21 protein-coding genes are annotated in these 22,514 nt (G+C 40.8%); all 21 read right to left on the bottom strand.

Going from position 1 to position 22,514, the window contains the following annotated elements; translation table 11 throughout:
- Positions 1-69 precede the first annotated feature (69 nt).
- The 21 genes from QCB44_RS01565 to QCB44_RS01465 all read right to left on the bottom strand — a co-directional run bounded on the left by QCB44_RS01565 (position 70) and on the right by QCB44_RS01465 (position 22,491).
- Positions 70-2,349, bottom strand: a complete 2,280-nt coding sequence (locus QCB44_RS01565) for a YjbH domain-containing protein (RefSeq protein WP_279407564.1) — start codon at positions 2,347-2,349, stop codon at positions 70-72.
- A 33-nt stretch (positions 2,350-2,382) separates the two neighbouring features.
- Positions 2,383-3,135 carry a sulfotransferase family 2 domain-containing protein gene (locus tag QCB44_RS01560; protein ID WP_279407562.1) on the bottom strand — a complete coding sequence of 251 codons (753 nt, stop codon included), beginning with the start codon at positions 3,133-3,135 and terminating at the stop codon, positions 2,383-2,385.
- On the bottom strand, positions 3,132-3,923 hold the full coding sequence (locus tag QCB44_RS01555) for a hypothetical protein (protein WP_279407560.1): 792 nt from the start codon (positions 3,921-3,923) through the stop codon (positions 3,132-3,134). Before QCB44_RS01555 ends, QCB44_RS01560 begins: the two co-directional genes overlap by 4 nt.
- Before the next feature lie 10 nt (positions 3,924-3,933).
- Positions 3,934-4,644 (bottom strand): glycosyltransferase family 2 protein, encoded by a 711-nt coding sequence (locus QCB44_RS01550; protein WP_279407558.1) that lies wholly within the window; start codon positions 4,642-4,644, stop codon positions 3,934-3,936.
- The gene (locus tag QCB44_RS01545; RefSeq protein WP_279407556.1) at positions 4,641-6,194 is read right to left on the bottom strand and encodes a hypothetical protein; all 1,554 of its coding nucleotides are present in this window, start codon (positions 6,192-6,194) and stop codon (positions 4,641-4,643) included. The genes QCB44_RS01550 and QCB44_RS01545 overlap by 4 nt, the downstream gene beginning before the upstream one ends.
- Positions 6,185-6,562: an HAD-IIIC family phosphatase gene (locus QCB44_RS01540; RefSeq protein ID WP_279407555.1), complete on the bottom strand. Its 378-nt coding sequence runs from the start codon at positions 6,560-6,562 to the stop codon at positions 6,185-6,187. The genes QCB44_RS01545 and QCB44_RS01540 overlap by 10 nt, the downstream gene beginning before the upstream one ends.
- A complete protein-coding gene (locus tag QCB44_RS01535) occupies positions 6,543-7,847 on the bottom strand; it encodes an O-antigen ligase family protein (RefSeq protein ID WP_279407553.1) in 1,305 nt (434 codons plus the stop codon). The genes QCB44_RS01540 and QCB44_RS01535 overlap by 20 nt, the downstream gene beginning before the upstream one ends.
- A gap of 62 nt (positions 7,848-7,909) precedes the next feature.
- A complete protein-coding gene (locus QCB44_RS01530) occupies positions 7,910-8,185 on the bottom strand; it encodes a hypothetical protein (protein WP_279407551.1) in 276 nt (91 codons plus the stop codon).
- A gap of 1 nt (position 8,186) precedes the next feature.
- Positions 8,187-10,097: a nucleoside-diphosphate sugar epimerase/dehydratase gene (locus QCB44_RS01525; protein ID WP_279407549.1), complete on the bottom strand. Its 1,911-nt coding sequence runs from the start codon at positions 10,095-10,097 to the stop codon at positions 8,187-8,189.
- Positions 10,098-10,104: 7 nt separating this feature from the next.
- Positions 10,105-11,280 (bottom strand): DegT/DnrJ/EryC1/StrS aminotransferase family protein, encoded by a 1,176-nt coding sequence (locus tag QCB44_RS01520; RefSeq protein WP_279407547.1) that lies wholly within the window; start codon positions 11,278-11,280, stop codon positions 10,105-10,107.
- A 1-nt stretch (position 11,281) separates the two neighbouring features.
- Positions 11,282-11,893, bottom strand: a complete 612-nt coding sequence (locus QCB44_RS01515; RefSeq protein WP_279407545.1) for a sugar transferase — start codon at positions 11,891-11,893, stop codon at positions 11,282-11,284.
- Positions 11,883-12,743: a sulfotransferase gene (locus QCB44_RS01510; protein ID WP_279407543.1), complete on the bottom strand. Its 861-nt coding sequence runs from the start codon at positions 12,741-12,743 to the stop codon at positions 11,883-11,885. The genes QCB44_RS01515 and QCB44_RS01510 overlap by 11 nt, the downstream gene beginning before the upstream one ends.
- Positions 12,744-12,750: 7 nt before the next feature.
- A complete protein-coding gene (locus QCB44_RS01505; RefSeq protein ID WP_279407541.1) occupies positions 12,751-13,842 on the bottom strand; it encodes a glycosyltransferase family 4 protein in 1,092 nt (363 codons plus the stop codon).
- 104 nt (positions 13,843-13,946) lie between these two features.
- Positions 13,947-15,077 carry a UDP-N-acetylglucosamine 2-epimerase (non-hydrolyzing) gene (gene wecB / locus QCB44_RS01500; RefSeq protein ID WP_279407539.1) on the bottom strand — a complete coding sequence of 377 codons (1,131 nt, stop codon included), beginning with the start codon at positions 15,075-15,077 and terminating at the stop codon, positions 13,947-13,949.
- 8 nt (positions 15,078-15,085) lie between these two features.
- Positions 15,086-16,192, bottom strand: coding sequence for a capsular polysaccharide biosynthesis protein CapF (locus QCB44_RS01495; protein WP_279407537.1), 1,107 nt, complete (start codon positions 16,190-16,192; stop codon positions 15,086-15,088).
- Positions 16,189-17,205, bottom strand: a complete 1,017-nt coding sequence (locus QCB44_RS01490; protein WP_279407535.1) for a polysaccharide biosynthesis protein — start codon at positions 17,203-17,205, stop codon at positions 16,189-16,191. Before QCB44_RS01490 ends, QCB44_RS01495 begins: the two co-directional genes overlap by 4 nt.
- Positions 17,206-17,244: 39 nt before the next feature.
- Positions 17,245-18,222, bottom strand: a complete 978-nt coding sequence (locus tag QCB44_RS01485) for a hypothetical protein (RefSeq protein ID WP_279407533.1) — start codon at positions 18,220-18,222, stop codon at positions 17,245-17,247.
- Positions 18,219-19,472, bottom strand: a complete 1,254-nt coding sequence (locus QCB44_RS01480) for a glycosyltransferase family 4 protein (protein WP_279407531.1) — start codon at positions 19,470-19,472, stop codon at positions 18,219-18,221. The genes QCB44_RS01485 and QCB44_RS01480 overlap by 4 nt, the downstream gene beginning before the upstream one ends.
- Entirely contained in the window at positions 19,472-20,740 is a 1,269-nt protein-coding gene (locus QCB44_RS01475) for an O-antigen translocase (protein WP_279407529.1), read from the bottom strand. The genes QCB44_RS01480 and QCB44_RS01475 overlap by 1 nt, the downstream gene beginning before the upstream one ends.
- Complete coding sequence (gene rffA / locus QCB44_RS01470; protein WP_279407528.1) at positions 20,737-21,867, bottom strand: dTDP-4-amino-4,6-dideoxygalactose transaminase; 1,131 nt, start codon at positions 21,865-21,867, stop codon at positions 20,737-20,739. Before rffA ends, QCB44_RS01475 begins: the two co-directional genes overlap by 4 nt.
- A 6-nt stretch (positions 21,868-21,873) precedes the next feature.
- Positions 21,874-22,491 (bottom strand): acyltransferase, encoded by a 618-nt coding sequence (locus tag QCB44_RS01465; protein WP_279409172.1) that lies wholly within the window; start codon positions 22,489-22,491, stop codon positions 21,874-21,876.
- Positions 22,492-22,514: the final 23 nt, after the last annotated feature.

The following is a 22,514-nucleotide window of genomic DNA, read 5'->3' as shown; positions in this document are numbered from 1 at the left end:
GATTGTCAATCACTCCGCTCTTAAAATTAAGTATTTAATTTTTTAAAGATAATCGTTTTTACTAACTCCTTAAAAGAGCAGTTGAATGTTCTTTAAAATGTAATCTGGGGTCAATCGCCCTCCCTGCATCCAATCGTTGTGCAGACGGTAAGTACCGCTCGGTTCAACACCAACATTGACATAGCCCGCATTAGCGCTAGTCAGATTGGCATCGGCATTGATTGGATTGTCTATCGTCGTGGCAATCTGATGGGTCCAGTTTTCATCACCTGAAATCGACAAAGGACCTAATGTCACTTTTTTCTTAGCCCATAACGGCACAGAAATGCCCACTCCAACACGTTCCCAGCCCAAATCGGAATTGACATACTGAAGATTGACGGTCGAATTGCCTAAGTACGATTTCAGAGTCAGTTTGCTGGTAATGTCCTGCTCGTAATACTGTCCGTATTCGTAATTTAACGCCACATTATAACGGCTTAATAAATATTCATAACCAAAGATGCGCACTTCGCGATCCGCTAACCGATAGTCATGTGGGCCATACAGCTCGCCATACAGCTGCCCCACCCGCGCATACAGCTGGTGACTGCCGTCAAACGCATACAGCCGCGTGCTGTTAATAATCGCATTATAAGGGCGATCATATATATGCAAACGACCCACAACCGTAGCATTCAACAGGCCTGGTAATAAATGCAAGTTCTGATACAACATCGCTTGACGCCACATGCTTTCGTGGCGTTTATCTTCAAACACTTCACCATGATCATAGTTATAACTATGCGACACCGGGAGTTCATGCACAAAGCTTGCGCGAGCACCTTGCCACAGTGGCACCTGAAAATCAGTTCGCAAGGCTAACGAATAGTCCCAAACACCTTTTTCATGTCCATAATACGCACGGTAGGCCGGAGAGAGTTTTATATCCAACCATTCGCTACGTTCACTTTTAGCCAGTAACACCCCTGTATCGTCAAATTGATTGGCAAACGTAACCTTAAACTGCTGCCATGTCGGCAAGTTTTTTGGAGATTTTCCAGCATTTTCCAGCAGCCAGCTTACCTGCGTATCCAGCTTGATCAAAGGCTGCTTTTCTTTTAATATCAACACTTGCAGGCGCTCAAACTGCTTCAGCGCTTTTTCTTGAGCCAAAAGCTCAAACAGTGCTTTTAGCGCATCCAAATCACCATGTGCAAAAGCTCGGTTTTCATAGGAGAGCGTCAGCGTATTTTCTTTTGCCTTATAGCCAACGGCGATATATTCAAATCCATGTTCAACTAATCGGTTTTTAAAATCCTCAGCCCATTGCACACGCTCAGCCAGCATATCGCGAGCAACTGGGGCAATATTTTCATCCTGTGATCTAAGGTCATCCGATGTCATCACCGAAAACGCTCCCAGCCACTCACCTGTGGCATCAAGCGTTTGCCGATAAAATGATGGGGGCTGGTAATCGGAATGTGGTTTGACGTATTCGACTTGTTGTCTCTCTTCTTGAGATAAATCACTAACGACTGAATCGTCATTATCAGGTTCAACCCAATAGCCAGATGAGGAATTTTCCATCAACGGAATTTGCAAACCGATCGAAAAACTCGGTTCTTCATCCGTTAACGAAGAGTATAAAACCCCACTCGCTGAAACATTCACATCCCAACCAAACGGCTTCTGCCACTTTAATGCCACACCTGCGCGCTGTTCAAAACCATCATGCTCCATTTGCAAACGGGCATACTCTGCCAGCTTAACATCCACACCCCCAAACAGGCCTTCCAACATCGCATTATGACAGGAATCCTCACCTTTTTTGGCGTAACCCAGTGTCACATCCACATAAGGTGTTTGATAAGTCGAAGTAGCATAATAACGTCGCTCTTTCACCGCCAAACCGGCCGCATCCTGAATACCCACGGCAAATGCCGGCCAACTTTCAGGCAAAGGCAAACGATACTTAAAGTTGACAATCAAATCCCGGCTGTCAAAATCGCCCCACGCATGCGGGTCATAATCTTTGCGATGTACTTCCGCCAATCGCCCATAAACCTCCAGCCCGGGAAAAACCCCCACACCAAACAGATAGTTTTGCGCTTCACGATTACCCAGAGACACATATTCGGGGTTTACAAAATTATTGTAACCAAATGAAATCGTTCCATAATCCAACGTCTGAGCGGCAGGAATTGTCAGCAAGCCTGTTGCACCATAAACAGTGTTAGCTGAAATTTCATTACTATCATTAGCCTGTATTTTTGCAAAAGGCAATATCAAAAACAGCCCGAGTACGAAATGCCTCTTATCTAAAAATACTACTTGTTTGTTTTTTTTATCATTCCATAAATTTTTCACTTAAAAGTCTCACAATCAATTTCCGAAGAAGGATTAACAATCATCAGGGTAATTAAAGCGATTAAAATCTTCATTAAATCTCTTATAAAATTCCGCCTTTAAGGCCGGTGAAAACCATGCATCCACATCGATTGACTTTGATTCAACGGTCGTATTGCGTTTTTTAACTTCAGGCAACCCACCCACCTTTCCGCTGAGAACTTGATAATCTTGCTCAAACCTTTCTAGACGCCCGATAAAATCGAAATCAAAGTCGGAAGTCTTGCCGTATAGAACATCCGTTTGAGGAATAAAGTGAGCATCACCGATGCTTGAAGGTGTTTGAATAACTTGCTTGATAACATCCTCAAAACCACGGCATTTTTCAAAGCCACAACGTTCAGCGAAAAGCACCGGTTTTAAAAAAAGCCCTCCCTCATCGCGAAACTTATTTTTATAAAAAGAAATCGCTCTTTCATAGGGGTTTCGAACAAAGGTAAAGACTAGATAGCCCCGCTCCTGTAGCTCACGCAATTGGTTATATGAAGTAACTGGTGTGGTTTGCAGTCTCTTTCTAATCTCTGAGATATCCACACCCTGCTCTTGAAGCTGTTCTCTATTTACTCCAGAAAGCATCTCCAAAATCGATGTTGAAGCAACCTTCGGGTTAACAACATAAGCGACCTTATATTGTTCATTGACACAGACTTCAGTTCCGCAAACATACCCAAACTTAATGAAACGCCATAGTTTTATAGGCTTTTTCAATGCATAGCCAATCAAACACTTCATATACTGAAAGTTCATGCGCCCACTAACTCCCTAAAAAACCGCTTAACCTTCTTTTTAAACAACTTTTTTCGTATTGCCGAAATGGATTCATCATATCGTTTGATGTGAGTAAGCGCTCTCATTGAACGGTACTCAAGTTTTGACCAACGTAAATGCCAACGCATTAAACGTTCACCGACTAAGTGGTTATTTTTATTGCCATCCTGCAAAGGATTTTGCCAATACTGCTCCAACCTTTCCCACACACAACAATAGTAGCTCATTGCCTCTGGAGAACCGGCTGCGATGCGATCACTTGCAAAAACATCTGTTAAATGTCCTAACAGCAGTTCATTTTCTCTACCAACCAAACGCTTAAATTCGGATAGAGGTTCATCAATATAGAGATCAGGTCTAAGACGGATCACCAAATCGTACTTTATACCAACTTCCAATGCATATTCTAAACAGAGCTGGTTACAAGCCCAGATTTTATAAAACATCGGCAACGCCCCCTTATAACTCACGGGCTCAGCCTCTTTCAAAACTTCGGGGACCTTGACACCATGAAAGAGATCACAATAAGAAGCATGATAATCTTCAATAACCATTCTTTTTGGTGCATACAACTTTGATAATTTATTATCCAAACTTTCCGGAGTAATCACGTCAGAAGCGACTTTTTCTCTAATGGATTGCCCTAAGTCCGACCATGTATGAATGAAAACATCGGGTTGGAAGATCTCAATCAAGTTTTGATACTGGCTTGGATAACATTCTTCAAAAGAACGCATTTGCCCTGAAATACACAACGCTACTCTCATAAATAACTACTTAACCCAGAATGGACTTTACTCTCTTGTACTCTTCCGGTGTTCCACAAAGCGTAATTCTGTCTCGCTTAACCAGCTCATACTTCACTATTTTTCCTTTTGAAATCAGCCTGTTATACAGAGGGGCAATGTATAACTCGCCTTTGACAAACGACTTAGAGTCAATAGCTTCTCTCACTAAATTGGTATACTCCTTACTGCTTTTAAAGTAGTAAAGCCCATCTGAGCATAAATCTGACAAACGTTCTTTTTCAGCTGTTTTTAAAACAGTGTTTTCAGGCCCTGGCACCGCAAAAGACCAGTGTTCTCCCTCTTCGTGAAAAACCTCAAGATAACCATCACAATCACCGAGCCAGCTCGGCTTTATATAATCTTGAATGAAAGTATCTATGTTAAAAATAATCAGTGACTCATCCGCCATATCTTTGACTACCTGATATACGGTATCTGCTTGACCTAATGTTTCTGACTCAAGTTCAACAACCTTAAATGACTTCACCCCCAAATCACTCAAAGAATTTTCTATGAAATTTTTCGCATCGAGATGCTTTCTCGTCACAAAGCAAAACATCTCATCTTCAAAGTAACGTTTAAAACTCAATACCGCATGATCAAACACCGTTCTATCCCCTAAAGGCAGTTCATATTTGGGGACAGTATAACCAGCCTTATAAAAACGAGAACTGAGCCCCGCCATTGGTATCACAATCATTTAATTCCTTTATATTCGCAGTATAACCTTAATGCATTAGCTAACAACGCATATTGCCTTTCTTCCGAATCGGAATGTAATGGCAACATCGAGAAAAAAAGCAAAATAGTGAGTGGCAGTACAGATTCAGCACTAATCCCCTCCACGATTTCTTTGTGTAAAATCAAACTTAATAGTGAGTCCATATCATCACGGACATTTATCTTAAACTTGATATTTTGTCCTTCAATGTTTAATTCGTAACTCCCTGCAATAATAAAGTCGTAATAGCCCACAAGTGAATGCATAAACTTTGCATAGTCATAAACTAAGTCACCATAGATGCTTTGGCTCCCGTTCGACATAATTCCTCTCGGATCGATCAACTTAACCGACCTCGATCTGCTGTCGTAGATAATATTGCTGAAACAAAAATCACCGTGGATTACAGAAAATTGGGCAGGAATCTTTAAAGCTAACCCGATTAATTCATCGACAATTTGATTAATCGCTGGAAGCGGTTGATCATTAAACAAAACTGGCTGATCAAAGCGAATTCTCGAGTTTTTTTCAAACGCCTTTACCCTGAGATATGATTTTTGCTTAAATAGGGTTTCTCTCTCAATGGACAAATACCCCAAAAGCTCGCTGGGTACCTGTGTCTGTTTCGCCTCTTCAAAATATTCCAGACAAGCATCAAAAATTCCAACCCACGCCTCAATAGGCAACCTGCCATGCACGGCCAGTTCGTTAAGCGGCATATAATAAAGATACTCAATACTATAAAAACTTCGGCCATCAGCATCGATTCCCGATTCGATCAAATTAGGCGTCAGGCGCTTAATTCCTGAAGGAACAGTCTGAAACCAGTATGCCTCAGCAGCGATCTTGTCATCGTGTAAACCTTTTTTAGTCACGACATTTTTATTGATACTGATTGAATTAAAGCAGCGTTCGGACGTTAAACAGCTTCTTGTATTGAAATAAGTATTAATGTGGCCTGCATCAAACCAACTTGAGACCTTTTCCCTTACAAGCTTCTTTTCATCAAGAGACTTTTGCACGAATCCCAAAAAATCGAACCCTTGTATTTTTAACTGTTCCAGCAGGTCATTCTTGCAGTCAAAGCTGAAGTACCCGGCCCAGACAAATTGTTTTCCTTCACATTCAGAATCTACATACCAGCTGTAATTCTCATGCGTTTCGGCAATAGCAACACAATTCGTTTTGTCGGGCAACTCCTTTAGTAAGGTATCCCCATAAAGAATAGAAACTTTTCCGTCTTCAACAATTTGGGTCAACGCCTGATTAATGGATTCACCTAGAGACAAGCTAGCATCTACCCATATTATTTGAACCCTTAGCTTGAGCAATAAATTCTTATCTTTTTCATCTAAAAGAAAACCTTTCGGCAACGAAAGGTAGATAGGTTCATCGGAAAATTTTCTTATGGAACCAACTTGTAAGGTAATCAGGCGCTGGTTAGCGATGGGCAACAAAGACGGGGGCAACATTCCTAGTTCAGCCTGAAATTCTGGATCTATATATGCAGCGGATGGAATTAAAAACATTTCTCACCATCAATTAATGCTTTTAACTCTTCATAATCTTTTTCTAGAAACTCCGAAGGCCTGATCGCTTTATCGTCAATATAAAACCCATCAAACCCACACCAAGGTTTAGCCATGTAAATCTCATCATAAGGAATGTCATGTCGTTCAAGCCACTCAATAACTAACGGCAAAGTATTAGCATTGATCTTCCCAACATTACCCTCATAGGTTCGCACATTTCGACTGGTAGAAATCACAATTTCGAATCCCTGAGCGTGATAATGTTTAAGCTTTTCAATTACTTCCCAACGAGGTTCGGAATTACGATAATCTCCCTTATAAGTTGTGCACAACGTATCATCCAGATCAAATATCAGTCTTTTCAAGTCTTGCCTCCGAACTCTCGTTTTTAATCCGAGCTATAAACATCAGACACATCACATTTACTGTTACAAAAAAGTACAAAGTGTGTCGAAATGTAAAGTTACGATCACTTAACATAAATTCCAACAAGCATTCCAACATCACAATGCCCAATAAGGCAACAAATACGAGTCTACGTTGATTCTGCTTTAACCCTAATATCAGTGCATTAAAATACACCTTGAGAGGATACAAAAGAAAAATCATTAACAAACCAAAACCGATCACACCGGTTTCCACTAGAAATTGCAAATAATCATTGTGCGGTTGTCCCCACCCACTTGCTTTAGAAGGTTTAATCGCTTCATGTGCCTCAAAGTAGTGATTGTAAACAGCGTTAAAAGAATCAAACCCCCAACCAAATACAGGCTTTTCGATAAAAGCCAATAAAGCCACTTTCCACATCTCAAACCGTGCACCCAAAGATGTATTCAGATTCTCACCCGAAAAATAAGTGGATATATCCAACCATGCTCTTTCAAGTCGACTTGGAACCGGGGTTTGTTCAAGAAACAATAGAAAAATCGAGCCAAAAATAAGAATCAAGCCAACCCCTAACTTGAAATCTTTGTCATCCAGTCTTCTCAAAACCAGCAAAATAGTGATAACGGAAATGATCAAAGCCAACCAGCCTCCACGAGACTCCGAAAGAATACTAAGAACAACACCCGATAAAAATGCAACTAAAGCTAAAAATCTCCACCCTCTTTTAAAGTAAAAAAAAGCGACAAGAGACATTATGCCCAACAACATCGCTAAGTTGCCTCTTTGAATAGGATCTTCAAGTAACCCCCGACTACGATGTGGCTGCTCAATCAGGACCAATACAACCCAAACAAAAAGGAAGAATCCAGAAACGACAAGGGCCTTAAAAAGCAAAGCCTCATCATCAAACCAGTTTAGAAAAAAATAAAAAACAAGCCACCAAAGAACTAGATATCGAAATGGTTCAAAACGGTTTTCAAAAAAAACCAATGGTTCATACATAAAAACTGTAAAACAGAGATATAAAAAAAAGACAACGCTTATCGCATAATAATGCTTAACACTTTGAGGAATAGGTCTAGATTTTTGATGCCAATGCACAATTCCGCTGAGAATAACGACACTTACAAGCAAGCTGTTAACCCAGCTCAAAAGGCCTGCAATAGAAATAAAAAATGCCGTCAACAATATCAACAAGAAATACTCAGAACACTTACCCTTCACAAAACCAAACCGATTAAACGGTGAGTAGTTCTCTAGCATGATAAATAAATGGCCTAGTAAAATATTTTTGTTGAATTAATTGGGATACAAATACACTTTATTTAAGAAGTTGGATTTCGGCCCTTTCTGCTAATACCATGCACTTTCGCCAATTCGCGCAAGTAAGAGGACAAGGAGGTTATCACATTTTTCCCATCTTTTTTCTTAAACTTTACCTTTTCCACCTCTTCAAGGTACAGAGCAATTTTTTGGGTGGTATAGCCTGCTTGCAATAAGACCTTGAGCTCTTCTTTATACGCCTCAAACTGATTACTCTTACCACGCTTAGCCCCCTTATCCGGGTTCTGTTTCATCCAATCTTGCAGCGCCTTTTTCATACTACCACCTCGTTATTTTATCGACTGCTTCGCACTTCAAATAGTCCACTATGCCCGACGAATGATTAAAGCCCGACACCACTTTTGCCAACTGATTCAATACCAAGTCGAAGTCATAGCGGTTTAAAGCGGCTTCCAGCTCTATAAATTCAGTCTGTAACACATCGTAAGGCAAAAACTCTTCGTGCGCCTTCATAATCCGAGGATGATCGGTACCATCGACGTTATCGCCAATCAACAGCTCTTCATAAAGTTTCTCCCCCGGACGCAGTCCCGAATATTGAATCTCAATATCGCCATCGCCGTTTTCATCCATTACTTCCAAACCAGAAAGCTTGATGACTTTTCTGGCCAGCGCGTCGATTTTGACCGGCTCGCCCATATCAAGGACGAATACATCGCCGCCGATACCCATGGAACCTGCCTGTACCACCAGGGATGCCGCTTCGGGAATGGTCATAAAATAACGGGTAATCTCTTTATGGGTGACCGTCACCGGTCCTCCCTGAGCAACCTGCTTTCTAAAAAGAGGAATCACCGAACCGGAAGAGCCCAAAACATTACCAAAGCGCACCATTACAAAACGAGTGTTAGGGTACACCTCCTGCAATGCCTGTAGCACCATCTCCGCCAAGCGTTTGCTGGCCCCCATCACATTGGTAGGACGCACTGCCTTATCGGTGGATATGAGTACAAAGTTTTGTACACCGCAATCGGCCGCGGCCTTGGCACACACATGAGTGCCAAACGCATTGTTTACAATCCCTTCCCGAATATTGTGTTCCACCATTGGCACATGCTTGTAAGCCGCGGCATGATAAACCGAGTTGACTTTATAACACTGCATTAACCGGCGAAGCTTGGCTTCATCCAACACACTGCCCAAAATCGTAATCAGCTCCGTTTGACTGGGATCCAGCATCTGCTTTAATTCGTGCTCGATTGTATAAAGCGCCAATTCGCTCAGTTCATACAAAATTAAAACACTCGGCTTTTGTCGCAACACTTTGCGGCATAGCTCAGAGCCAATCGACCCGCCGGCACCGGTAATCAGCACCACTTGATCGGTAATGCATTGAGATAGTAATTCCGGCTTGGGTGGCACCGGATCTCGCCCGAGCAAATCCTCAATATTCACCTCGCGAATATCAGAAAAGGAAATTTTTCCGGAAACAATTTCATCCATACCCGGCAACGTAGAAACCTTCACCGGATAGGGCTCAAGCCATTCAATCACCTGTTTACGCTGCAGAGCGGAAAGCGAAGGAATCGCAATAAACACTTCAGCCACACTAAAATCGGCAATCAGACGATCCAAATCTTGGCGAGCAAACACCCTTACCGAATAAATGTCATGATTTTGTAAATTAGGGTCATCATCAATAAAGCCGATCACCTTGATCCAGGGAATTTTTTGAACCGCACTCACCAACTGTTTGCCCGATGCCCCTGCCCCAAATACAACGACATTTTTATGCTTGTTGGATTTGCCCGTAACCGCACCTTCTGCCAATAACCAGCGCGCCAAAATACGTGTACTGGAAATATAAAGCAGAGCCAACAACCAAGTAATAACAATCGCCGAACGGGGAAACGCCAAATCAAGCATAAATATAGCTGCCGCCCACAAGGCAAACACAATAGAAACCGAGGTTAATACGGTAATGGCAAAGCGGTGACCAATATAGCGAATAACGGCCCGATATAAGCCCTGATTAATAAATACCGGTAAGGCCACAACCGGCAACAACACAATCGCCGGAACAAATTCGGTAATAGGAAATACCGATTCCCCAAATCGCAACCAAATTGCAAATATGGTCGCAAACCATAAACCGATGACATCTACCATAATAGAGATCAGGCGCTTTTGGAAGCGAGGAAGAGAGAGTAAATACTTGACTGGCACCATTAAAAACCTATTTTCCTGCAGCTTGCATCACTGCAATGATAGCCTCACAGGTGAAGTTTATTTCAGATTCTGACAACGTCGGATGAACTAAAAGCATTAATGACGTCTCACCCAGTTCTTTAGCCACCGGCAATCTCTGATTCGGTCTAAATTCGGTGCCATCAAATGCCTTTTCCAAATACACTTCAGAACAAGAGCCTGAATAACATGGCACACCCATTGCATTTATTTCTCGCATTATACGATCACGATCCCAACCTTCAGCCAGCTCGGACGGTTCCACAAAAACATAACATTTATAAGCAGCATGATCGATACAGCCTGGTACTTCGGGAACGCGTAACCCTTTTAGAGATTGTGCAGTTTGCCAAATGCGATTCGCATACGCCAAACGTTTTTGATGCCATTCGGGCATTCTTCTAAGCTGAATTCTTCCAATTGCAGCCTGCATTTCCGTCATACGCCAGTTTGTACCGAAAGATTCATGCAACCAGCGAAACCCCGGTGGATGTTCGGTGTTATACACCGCATCCCAAGACTTGCCATGATCTTTATAGGCCCACATCGTCTTCCATAAAGCCTCATCATTGGTGGTCACCATACCGCCTTCGCCTCCAGTGCTCATAATCTTATCCTGGCAAAAACTCCACGCACCAATATGTCCAATAGAACCAACAGGCCTGCCCTTATACTTTGCCCCATGTGCCTGAGCACAGTCTTCAATAACATAGAGGCCAAACTCATCCGCTAAGGCCATCATGCCATCCATTTCGCACGGCCACCCCGCCAAATGCACACACATAACCGCCTTCGTCTTCGGAGATAACACCGCGCGCACCGATTCCGGCGTAATATTCTGCGAATCGCGCGACACATCCGCAAATACAGGCTTGGCCCCAGCATTTACAATTGAAGAAACTGATGCCAAAAAGGTGCGTGAAGTCACTATCACTTCATCCCCCTCGCTAATGCCCATAGCTTTCAACGTTACATCCAGCGCTAGGGTACCATTTGCCACTGCAATGGCATATTTTGTACCACACCAAACCGCAAATTCCTTCTCAAATTCACGCCCTTCTTGGCCTGTCCAATAATTCACCCTATTAGACAATAAAACGTTCGAAACCGCATCCACTTCTTCCTGCGTAAAAGAAGGCCATGGAGAAAATTTTGTATTCAACATATCAACCTACAATGGTTTTCCAAATATAATAAATGTCTTTGGCAAAAGAATAATTTTTAATATAGTCTCTGTTAATCTTTACTTTGTCCGGCCAAATCACTTCATCATTGTATTTCTTTGGATCAGGCTGTACCGCAAGCAATGACTCCTCATCCTTGTACTTCAATGAAGCTGGTCCCGTAATGCCTGGACGAATAGACAAAACAATTCGATCCTCACCTTCTAACTGATCTGCATACCCTGGCACATCGGGCCTCGGCCCCACAAAACTCATCTGTCCAAGCAATACATTCCACAATTGGGGCAACTCATCGATTTTTGTTTTTCTAAAAAATGCACCGCTTTTAGTAATCCGCACATCATTAGAAGCAGTAATACTCGTATCAACACCTTCAACTTGTTTCATGGTTTTTATTTTAACTACTTTAAAGAGTTTTCCATTTTTACCCACACGTTGTTGAATAAAAAAACCATTAGACTTTGTTTCGACGGAAGCAACGAACCAAGCCAATAAAACAATTGGAGAAGTCGTCAATAAGCCAAATAAAGACACAAAAAAATCAAATGCTCTTTTAGTTAAAGCAGATTGAAAAGACAACCCTTTAGCTATCATAACCATATCTCTGAAGGGTTTCTGATAACAATCCAGAAACCGCCTTTAACTGCCCATCATTCAAAGCCTTTCGTCCTTTTCCAATACTTCGGCTAGTGACAGATTTTACCGCTTCTTTAGCCCGAATAGTCTCAAAAGGAATATGTAACTCTTGAAGAATTCGAGTAAGCTCATCAACCGGGTTAGAAACAAAATCTTCATACTTAACGCGCACGATCTTGTCGTCAGACATTTTTTGAAAAGCGTCTTCCGAAAGATCTACGCATCGCTGCCACTGCAAAGCGCAAACCTCTTCAAGCGAATATTTATCTAGCGCTTCATTCAAACCATTAAACTGAGGTCCCCAAAAAGATAAGCGTTGCTCCTTAGAAAAGAACTTATAAATCCGACTTCCAATATAACGAAACCCATAATATGGCAGATCTGACCACGGTACATAACGAACCTTCTTCAAAATATAGGGTATATCCAGTTTAGCTTTCCAACGAAGAGTTGCGGAACCGACTGCATCGACACCATCTCGGACAATGAAAATATATTTCGCTTCAGGAACAACTTGATCCACAAAAGGTACACGTAATGAGTTCGCACACGTTTTTTCAATTAAAAAGTTTAAATTTTCTTGTTTAGCAAACTGATCGAATTCTTTACGTATAAACTTCTTAACGTCTGGCCGAGCCATTTCTATTGTATACTCGTCCGTTTCTGAACGAATATTACCGTGTCGCCAGATATAATTAATTTCATCACAGGGCCAAGTTCCCACTCCCTGGAATTCACATAGGACATCGCGCAACATATTCGTACCAGAACGCGGCGCCCCAATAATCACTATAGGTTGATAATTCATTATTTCCTCAAATAACAGCTTTCATCAAACATAAAAATTTTGATTCAAAGCTTTCCTTAGATAGGTTACTATCAAAAAAGCTTTGAATAGTCTTTTCATCGAATTCATGGGCTGATTGACTTATTTCTAAAAACAGATCAGACATTTTTGATAAATTCTCTGGAGAACACACCCAACCAAGCTGATGTTTAATTAACGTTTCCGCCAACTCAGAGTCTTCTTCAACCAGAGCCAGTACTGGAACACCTAAAGAAAGATAGGTCATAGTTTTACTTGGATAGGCATAACGGATGACCTTGTCCTGCAAACTCACTACCGCAACCTGAGAATCTTTAATAATTCTTTTTGCAACATCTATTGTTTGGTGCGGAATAAACTGAACCTGTTCCTCTAAATTTAATTCCTTTACCTGACTTTTCAATTGCTTTAGAGCGGCTCCCTCTCCAACAAAAACGAGCTGAACACTACTGACTTTGTCGGCTTGAGCCAAAGCCTTAACTAAAAAATCCAAGTTTTGAAAACGCCCAATATTACCTGCAAAAACAACTCGAAACCTGCCGTCGTTTGGATCGAAAAACGCCTGTTCGCCCAACTGTTCGCCGCCCAAATTATAATTATTTATAATCTGAATCTTATCTTGTAGGCTTGGATCTCTTTGCAACAAGCTCTGCAGCATATCCTTAGACAGCACAATAATCCGACTCGCAACTCGGCATGTAAACTGATCCAATCTTTTAAGAAAATTAAACACCCACTTCTTCTTAAACTCTCCAGATATCTGTCCTATTTCAGGATGAATATCCATGCAATGGTATACCAGCTTCATTCCCCTGATTTTACAGGCCAATGCAACGCTAAATGCCAGTAATACAGGTGGCGAGGTCGAGACCGTTACAACCTTGTATTTTTTACCAAACAATACAAACCAGAAAGCAACGAATGGGAACCAGAAGAAATTTAGCGCTTTATTTACCTTTTGATTATTGAATTTAAAAACCGGCAAACGATAAACAACGCCCAATCCATCTTTAACTTTCCAATCGAAAGCTTTTGACTTATCTACAGATTTATACGAAGGTTGTGAAGCGAGAATATCCACACACTCAACCTGAGAAGATAACATCCCTCGCATATCTTCAAGAATTGATGCGTATGGTGGAGAGTCAGGTGAATAAAACCGGTGTATTAGCAAGGCGTCCATTATTAATATTTCTTCCAAACCACGCGATTAACATAATCGGTATAACTATGGATAATGCGCACCACTTTGTCGGAAACATTCGGCATTGAGTAATCATACACCTGGCGAATTAAACGTTCACTATCTCTCGGTTGATCTTCGATTACCGCCAGGCTTTGCATAATGCGGTCTTTATGTAACCCCGTCATAATTACGGCGGCTTCCTCCATCCCTTCTGGACGCTCATGAGATTCACGTAAATTTAATGCCGGAAAGTTCATGATTGAGGACTCTTCGTTAATCGTGCCACTATCAGACAACACTGCTTTGGCACACAACTGCAATTTGTTGTAATCTTTAAACCCTAGCGGCTTTAACAAACGCACCAACGGATTAAATGTCACACCCATAGCATCGACACGTTTTTGCGTTCTTGGGTGAGTCGAAACAATGACTGTCATTTGATAGGTTTCCGCAATCGTATTCAGCGATTCAACCAAATTTAAAAAGTTTTTATCAGAATCGACGTTCTCTTCGCGATGAGCACTCACAACAAAAAATTGATGTTTTTTAAGCTCTAAACGCTCCAGCACATCCGACTGCTCAATACCTTCACGATAGGTATCTAATACCTCAAACATCGGACTACCGGTTTTAATCACCATATCTGCAGGTAATCCCTCACTTAACAAGTAATCCCGTGCAATTGAGCTGTAGGTTAAATTAATATCCGCCATGTGGTCCACTAAACGGCGGTTAATCTCTTCTGGTACACGCTGATCAAAACAACGATTGCCTGCTTCCATGTGAAAAGTCGGAATCTTACGACGCTTGGCCGGCAACACCGCCATACAGCTGTTAGTATCGCCCAACACCAGTAAAGCCTCTGGCTGCACCTCCGCCAAAACCTTATCGACCGCGATAATCACATTACCAATGGTTTCTGCACCTGATGCACCCGCAGCACCCAAAAAATAATCCGGTTTGCGAATTCCCAAATCGTTAAAAAAAATTTCATTCAACTCATAGTCGTAGTTTTGACCAGTATGAACCAAAACATGCTCACAATACTCATCCAGTTTTTTCATCACACAAGCCAAACGGATAATTTCAGGTCGCGTGCCTACCACGGTCATTACTTTTAATTTCTTCATTTCAATCCTTAAAGCGGTTTTGCATAAGTATCAGGGTTATCTCTGTCAAAAATCTCGTTAGCCCACAGCATAACAATCATTTCTTCATCGCCGACATTGGTAATGTCATGAGTCCATCCCGGCACAGTTTCCACAACCACCGGTTCATCACCGTTCGTTTCCAGCTCGTAATATTCATCCGTTACTACATTTCGGAATTTAAATAGAGCATTTCCTTTCAACACTAAAAACTTTTCGGTTTTCGTATGATGGTAATGTCCGCCCCGGGTAATGCCTGGATGTGCTGTAAAAAATGAAAATTGGCCACTGTCTTTGGTTTTAAGCATTTCGACAAACACGCCTCTCTCGTCTCCGTGCTTGATCAACGGATAGGAAAATTGCTCAGGCTTCAAATAACTTAAATAGGTCGAATGTAATGCGCGATCCAGCCCTGTACCGACAGGTTCAGTCACTAAACTTTCCCTGCTGCCTTTATAAGACAAGATCTTATCCGCCAACTCTCCGACCGTAATCTCATAAACGGGCGCTACTTCGCAAAAACCATTTTGCTGAACTGTGCCCTCCATAACGGAAATAAAATGTTTGACCACATCATCCACATATACCAAACGAACAAGGTGACTTGGGTCATTAATCTGGATGGGAAGCTCCTGCCCTATATTGTGGCAAAACGTAGCAACGACGGAGTTGTAATTAGGCTTACTCCATTTTCCAAAAACATTGGGAAGCCTAAAGATATAAACAGGGACATTATTCTGTTCCGAATAAGATCTAATTACCTTTTCAGCCTCCAATTTACTTTTCCCGTACGGGTTATCCAATGTCGCCTGAATGGAGGAAGAAAAAAGAATTGGGATACTTCTTCCAGTTTTTGAGCAAGCTTCACAAAGCATTTTAGTTAAATCGGCATTCCCTTCTGCAAACTCGGCTTCTGTCTTCGGGCGATTCACGCCTGCAAGATGAAAAACAAAATCTACTTCATCAACAAGATTATCGAGATCGTCCAAATCATTCTGGCGAGTAAAAGGGACAACTTCAATATCCATTCTCTCCGCAAGATGGACTAGAAGGTTTTTAGCTACAAATCCATTTGCTCCCGTAATCAAAACCTTCATTTTCGCCACGCCTCAACTTCGGCCTTCACCTCAGGAAGCGTCATAAGCAACACTTTAACCTGTTCAACGTCCAATCTTTCAGTATTGTGGGAGTGATAATCATCAAAATTGATTTCATCCTGATTTCCATCCGTGAAATACTTCTCATAATTCAAATCACGATTATCCATCTGGACACGGAAGTAATCCCCCATATCTTGAGCAGTGGTCAATTCTTCCTTGGAAGCGAGAGTCTCGTACAACTTCTCTCCATGACGCATTCCGATAATCTTGGTTTCGACGTTTGAATTGAACAACTCTTTCAGAGCTTGAGCCAAATCTGCCACTGTTGAAGCGGGCGCTTTTTTAATGAAAATATCGCCTTGCTTTGCATGATTGAAAGCATAGTCAACCAAATCAACCGCCTCAGGGAGCGCCATTAAGAAACGGGTCATGGTAGGTTCTGTAATCGTGATTGGCTTTTGCTCCTTGATCTGCTCAATAAAACGCGGGATAACCGATCCTCGAGAATACATTACGTTTCCATAACGTACGCAAGAAATAACCGTTTCTTCTTCTGACTGCTGACGGGCATAAGACTGAGCCACTTTTTCCATCATGGCTTTACTGATTCCCATTGCGTTGATCGGATAAACCGCCTTATCTGTACTTAAACAAACAACGCGTTTTACACTCTGTTCGATCGAAGCACGTAAGACATTATCGCTTCCCTGCACATTTGTCTGAACTGCCTGCATCGGAAAAAATTCACAAGAAGGGACTTGTTTTAGAGCCGCCGCATGGAAAACATAATCCACGCCTTTTAAAGCCGCCTTAATACTTTGAAAATCTCGGATATCTCCAATATAAAATTTTATCCTCGGATCATCCATGTACTTTGTACGCATCAAATCCTGTTTAGCCTCATCTCGACTAAAAATTCTCACTTCAGAAACATTCTGCTTTGACAGTAAAAATTCTGTGACTGTTTTACCAAAAGAACCCGTACCACCGGTAACTAAATAACATCCCATAATCAAACCTTGCCCCACTACATTAATAAATTATGATCTTTAACGATAAAAGCCATCACCATAAACAAATACATTATCCAAAAATAGAATACCCTTCACAGCAAAATAAGAAGATGTTGCAATAACACCCAAATTTAATCCACGGCTTACCTGCAACCCATAAAACATAAAAACAAAATATCCAAGTATCGCAAATCTCTCTCCTCCAAAAAATGCTGTAAAAACAAGTATTGGTATAAACAGAGCAAGAATCTCTAGTCTTTTAGGCCAAGCATAATATAGCGACATCAACATAAACAGGAGAACTTTAAAAAGACCCAACACGCCGGAATGGGAAATATAGTGCTCCATTTTACTCATCAGATGCTCTTGCAAAAGCACCAGTAAAGACATGCCCAACAACGCCATAAACAAAACTGAAACGACTTTTCTATTAAGCTTAAGATTAGCAAGAATTTTTAGACTCGAAATAGAGTCTAAAATTGCTTTTGAAATCAAGAAAACAACCAATTGAACATGGGTAAAAATTGAACCAACCAAAAACAGTACTCTAAACCTACTTAAATAAGTTAGATACAAGACAAAAAAAACAAACGCTAACTTTAATCGTTCAGCCGAAAAGAAAAGGACCAATAAATAAAAATTGATAGAAATTAAACAAATAACTAAAATCGAAACTCTATTATTAGCAATCCAGTTAATAATTAAGGCTGCCAAAATAGTATTCAATGCAGCAAATACCAACACCCTATCCACATTCAACACTACTGAAGAAAGATACGAAAATATAAAATAACCTGGCTCACTTGAGCCCAACATATTCTTCTGCGCGATGTACCCCTCGAAAAACGAGAGTCCCGGCAATGCATTATAGAAGGCAATGTAGTGCTCTTGGTCACCATGAATAGCAAACGGAAGAACAATTAAGCTCAGAATAAACGCATATAGCGAAAATAAGAGCACAACCGCTTTTTTCTTTGAAACCAACAAATGGCTTGAAGCATTTACCATTTTCACTCCGTTACTCTATGACGCCGTTGGGAAAAACTGTTATCCAATCTAAAAAATTGTTTTAGTCCTAACAATAGAAACGAAAAACACAATTTCAGACCTCCATACTGGCCTAATTCACTATTACCTAGATAAGTTTTCCCGCCTTCTATTTTTTCGAATCCATCAACTGTGTGAGTAATTGAAAACTGACCTGCCTTGCTTCTACAATCCAGTGAAATCTTTTCCCACAAAGTCGCATCTAGAGCAATTTTCTCAATGGTTTCACTCATCTGAACTACCTTCTGAGACTCGTTAAACTCATTATATGAGAAACCAGGAATATCTGATAAATATCCAAATGTTACAGCTTCTTGACTCGATTCAATTCCAACAATAGACGGAATTCCTAAAGCAGCAGCCTCTACAATTGCAGTCCCACTTCCCACAAACAAAAAAGCACCATTCAATACTTCTGGAAATTGGCTATAAGGAATCCTTGCTTTTAAAAAAACCTTACCTTCCAGCCCTAACTGTTGAATTAAGGAATCAGCTGCCGACTCAAGCTCGCCTTCACCATAAATTTCGTAAGTGAATTTTTCATTTATTTTCAACAACTCCGGCATTAGCTTAATAACGTGTAAATTATATGTTTTAAACGGATATAAATTACCAACAGAAACAATCCTATAGGACTCTGCATCCCCAACACCTGTTTCCTGGGGAATTTCTATTCCCACTGGAACCAGTGGTGCTTCTGAATAATCCACATCAAAAAACTTTGAATACGATTTTTTATTGGCTTCATTAAGAAAGACTGCACCTCCAGAACCTAAAGACTTAAAAAGTCTCTGCGCATAGAGGGCCAAGAGACTTGACGAGTCAAACATATACTCGTATTGATGGTAAATCCCGGCTGAAACACCGTACCGGTTGCCGCTTCTCTTAGCCAACCTTGCCGCAAACAACAAACCGAAAATCCCCATCACATGAATATGGCCACCATAATTGCCTATTATTTCTTGTAACCTGGCGAACATGATTGGAGAAAAAATTCCTAGCTGGGATTTGTCGGTCCATTTAAAAGGCTTTCGAATATAATCTTTTAGTAAATAAACATCAGCCACTTTCTCTAACTGACTTTTAAGGTTCGGTTCGATTTTATTTACAAGAACTAATACGCCAATTTTTTTACCTCTGCGTGCGTACTCTCGAGCAAGCCTTATAACAAATGTACTCCCTCCATTAAACGTAAAGGAATTTGCAATAATAAGCATCAACAACCGCCTTTAAATTTAGAAGATTTTAAATACCAGTAATAAATGGAGGCCAATACAATCAAAAACGATACATTTGTCAAAATATAGCCTTCGAACACGCTTTGAATCTGCGGATCAGCCCCGTATAAAAATGATGTAAACAGGACTAATAATACGCCTTGCAGTACTTCCATGGCGATATAAATCCAAACAATAGCTTTAGCGACAAAAACAAAGCCGATTACAAAAGCAAGAATCTTGAAGAAATCACCGATCAATTGAAGCTGAATCACATCAGACAAACTCAAAAATTCATCTGACAGTAATAAGGGAATAAAATACCCTCTCCCTAAGTAAAATATGGCCGCCCCCAAGCTGAATAAACCACCTACAACAATAAGGTATTTCCACACCATACTTTTAATTTTTTGAATATTCTCTTCAGGGGAAATACTAGGCACGAAATAATACGCTAGAAATAACCCAAAAAAACCAACATACACTGAAGATATTTTGATTGCTGCCTGCCAAATACCCGCTTCTTCATATCCTGAATAACCGATTATCATCTGACGAATATAGATCTCGACAAGAGGAAAGGTCACGGCCGAAACCAACGCCATTAAGCTAAAGCCATATAATCTATCGTATTTTTTAAAGAACTTTCGCCTGCTTTTCCTGATTTTCCATAAAAAAGATTTCTTATAAAAATAGAGCGAAGGTAAAAACATAGTAAGGTAACTTATAAAAACGGCAAATATCCCACCTACGAATCCATAAGCATAGACCAACCACCAAATTAAGGGGATCGCGAGTAAATTCCCTGACACCTGCGATACTGCATAAACCTTAGTATTTTTAAAACCATTGGCTACGCTTGCTACCAACTTGTTAAAGGCCATCAATATCTGAAAAAAGCTAACTGCAACAATAGTCCAATATAAGCTTGGATCGGAAAATAAAAATTGAGCTATTTCCTTTGAAAAAACACTAAATACAAATAGGAAAAATAAAGAAACAATCAACGAATAGCCGGCAGAGGCATTAATAAAACTGACCAGGAAAATAGGCTTAGCTCTATACTCAGAGACATATTTAACAATAGCATTTTGAATACCACCACCAGAGATAATTGTTAAAAACGCAACTAGACTTATTAAGTGTCCCAATCGCCCCAAGCCTTCCGGCCCTAAAAAATAAGCGACGATCTTTATCAGAAACAATCCCAAAGCAATCTTTGAAAATTGGGCCATCCCAATCAATAACGCAGAAGTTAAGACCTTCATTTGAAATATCCAACAACCCCGTCAATCACTTTCCCCACAATCTCTTCAGACATTCCGTAAAACATTGGAAGCCTAACCAAACGTTCGCTTTCACGTGTTGTATAAATATCTTGTCCAAAAAAACAGCTGTATTTTTTTCCTGCAGGAGAGGAATGCAAAGGAATGTAGTGAAAAACAGAAGAGATATCCTTTGCCTTTAAATGCTCAATAAAGTCCGTCCTCTCCTCAATACTTTTCAATTTCAGATAAAACATATGAGCATTATGGTCACAATATTTGGGCACAACAGGCAAATCGACCAAGCCCTGTTCTTCCAGGTTCTTAAATGCTTCGCTGTATTTCCCCCACGTATTTAAACGATTAGCATTAATCTCTTCAGCTTTCTCTAACTGCCCCCATAAAAATGCAGCCTGAAATTCGCTAGGCAAATAACTGCTTCCTATATCTACCCATGTATATTTATCCACCTGACCACGGATAAATTGACTGCGGTTTGTCCCTTTCTCACGAATGATTTCAGCCCTTTCAGAAAAGCGTTTATCATTAACAATCAACAATCCGCCTTCACCGCCGCTAGTATAGTTTTTTGTCTCATGAAAACTAAAAGCTCCCAAGTGACCAATTGAGCCTAAAGGCTTGCCTTTATATTGGCTCATCATGCCCTGCGCCGCATCTTCCACAACAACTAGATTATGACGATCGGCAATCTCCATAATGACATCCATCTCGCACCCCACACCAGCATAATGCACCGGAACGATAGCCTTGGTCTTTGAAGTAATTGCTGCTTCAATCAGATTTTCATCTATATTCATCGTATCAGGCCGGATATCAACAAAAACAATCTTAGCGCCCCGCAAGGCAAAAGCATTTGCAGTACTCACAAAGGTGTAGCTCGGCATTATGACTTCGTCGCCAGGTTGGATATCAATTAACAAAGCTGCCATTTCAAGAGCGGCTGTACAAGATGGCGTCAATAGAGTCTTGGAGGTACTTAAGGCGTCTTCAAACCATTCCTGACACATCCTGCCATAAAAACCATCTCCAGACATTTTTGTACTTTGAAGTGTCTTTAGAACATACTGTTGTTCGTTCCCTGTTACAGGTGGGATATTAAATTGAATCACTGTATTTTACTCATTAGATAGATATTGCTTTTCCAGCTCGAGCAATCCACGCTCACGATCTTTAATTTTTTTTGCGGGAGAACCAACAACAACAGACCATCGTTCTGTTGACTTTAAGACTAAGCTGTTTGCACCAACTGAAGTGCCCTCACCCAGATTAACACCAGGCATAATAATCGAGCCTGCACCGACAATTGAATGCCTGCCGATAACAACGCTCATTTTTATTTCTTGCTTATACTCTTTAGGCACAGTGGAGTTTGTCATCGTTCTGCCAGAGTAGTCGTCAGAATGAGTAAATACTTTCACACCGTATGCCAATGCGACAAAATCTTCGATTTCCAACCCAGGTTCTCCACCGGCTACTAAACATTGCGGCGTAATATGAACATTACGACCTATTCTTAAATTCCCGGAGATGACACAAAAGTCATCTATCCTTGAATTATCGCCTATTTCGATCAATTCAGGATTATAAATAGATGCTCGAGAACTAATCTTCACATTAGCACCTAAAGATTTAAACCGCATTTCACTCAATTCGTTTTCATTCAAATAAGACAATATTCGTTCCAACCTTAGATAAAAAACCAATACATTCGCTGGGAACAACCGCAGCAACATGCGCACAACAACCAAGAGCACCT

It is taken from the genome of Thiomicrorhabdus sp. zzn3, from assembly GCF_029767755.1.
Lineage (GTDB): Bacteria > Pseudomonadota > Gammaproteobacteria > Thiomicrospirales > Thiomicrospiraceae > Thiomicrorhabdus.
The sequence above is the reverse complement of the archived record's forward strand: the minus strand, read 5'-3'. Positions and strand labels throughout refer to the sequence as shown.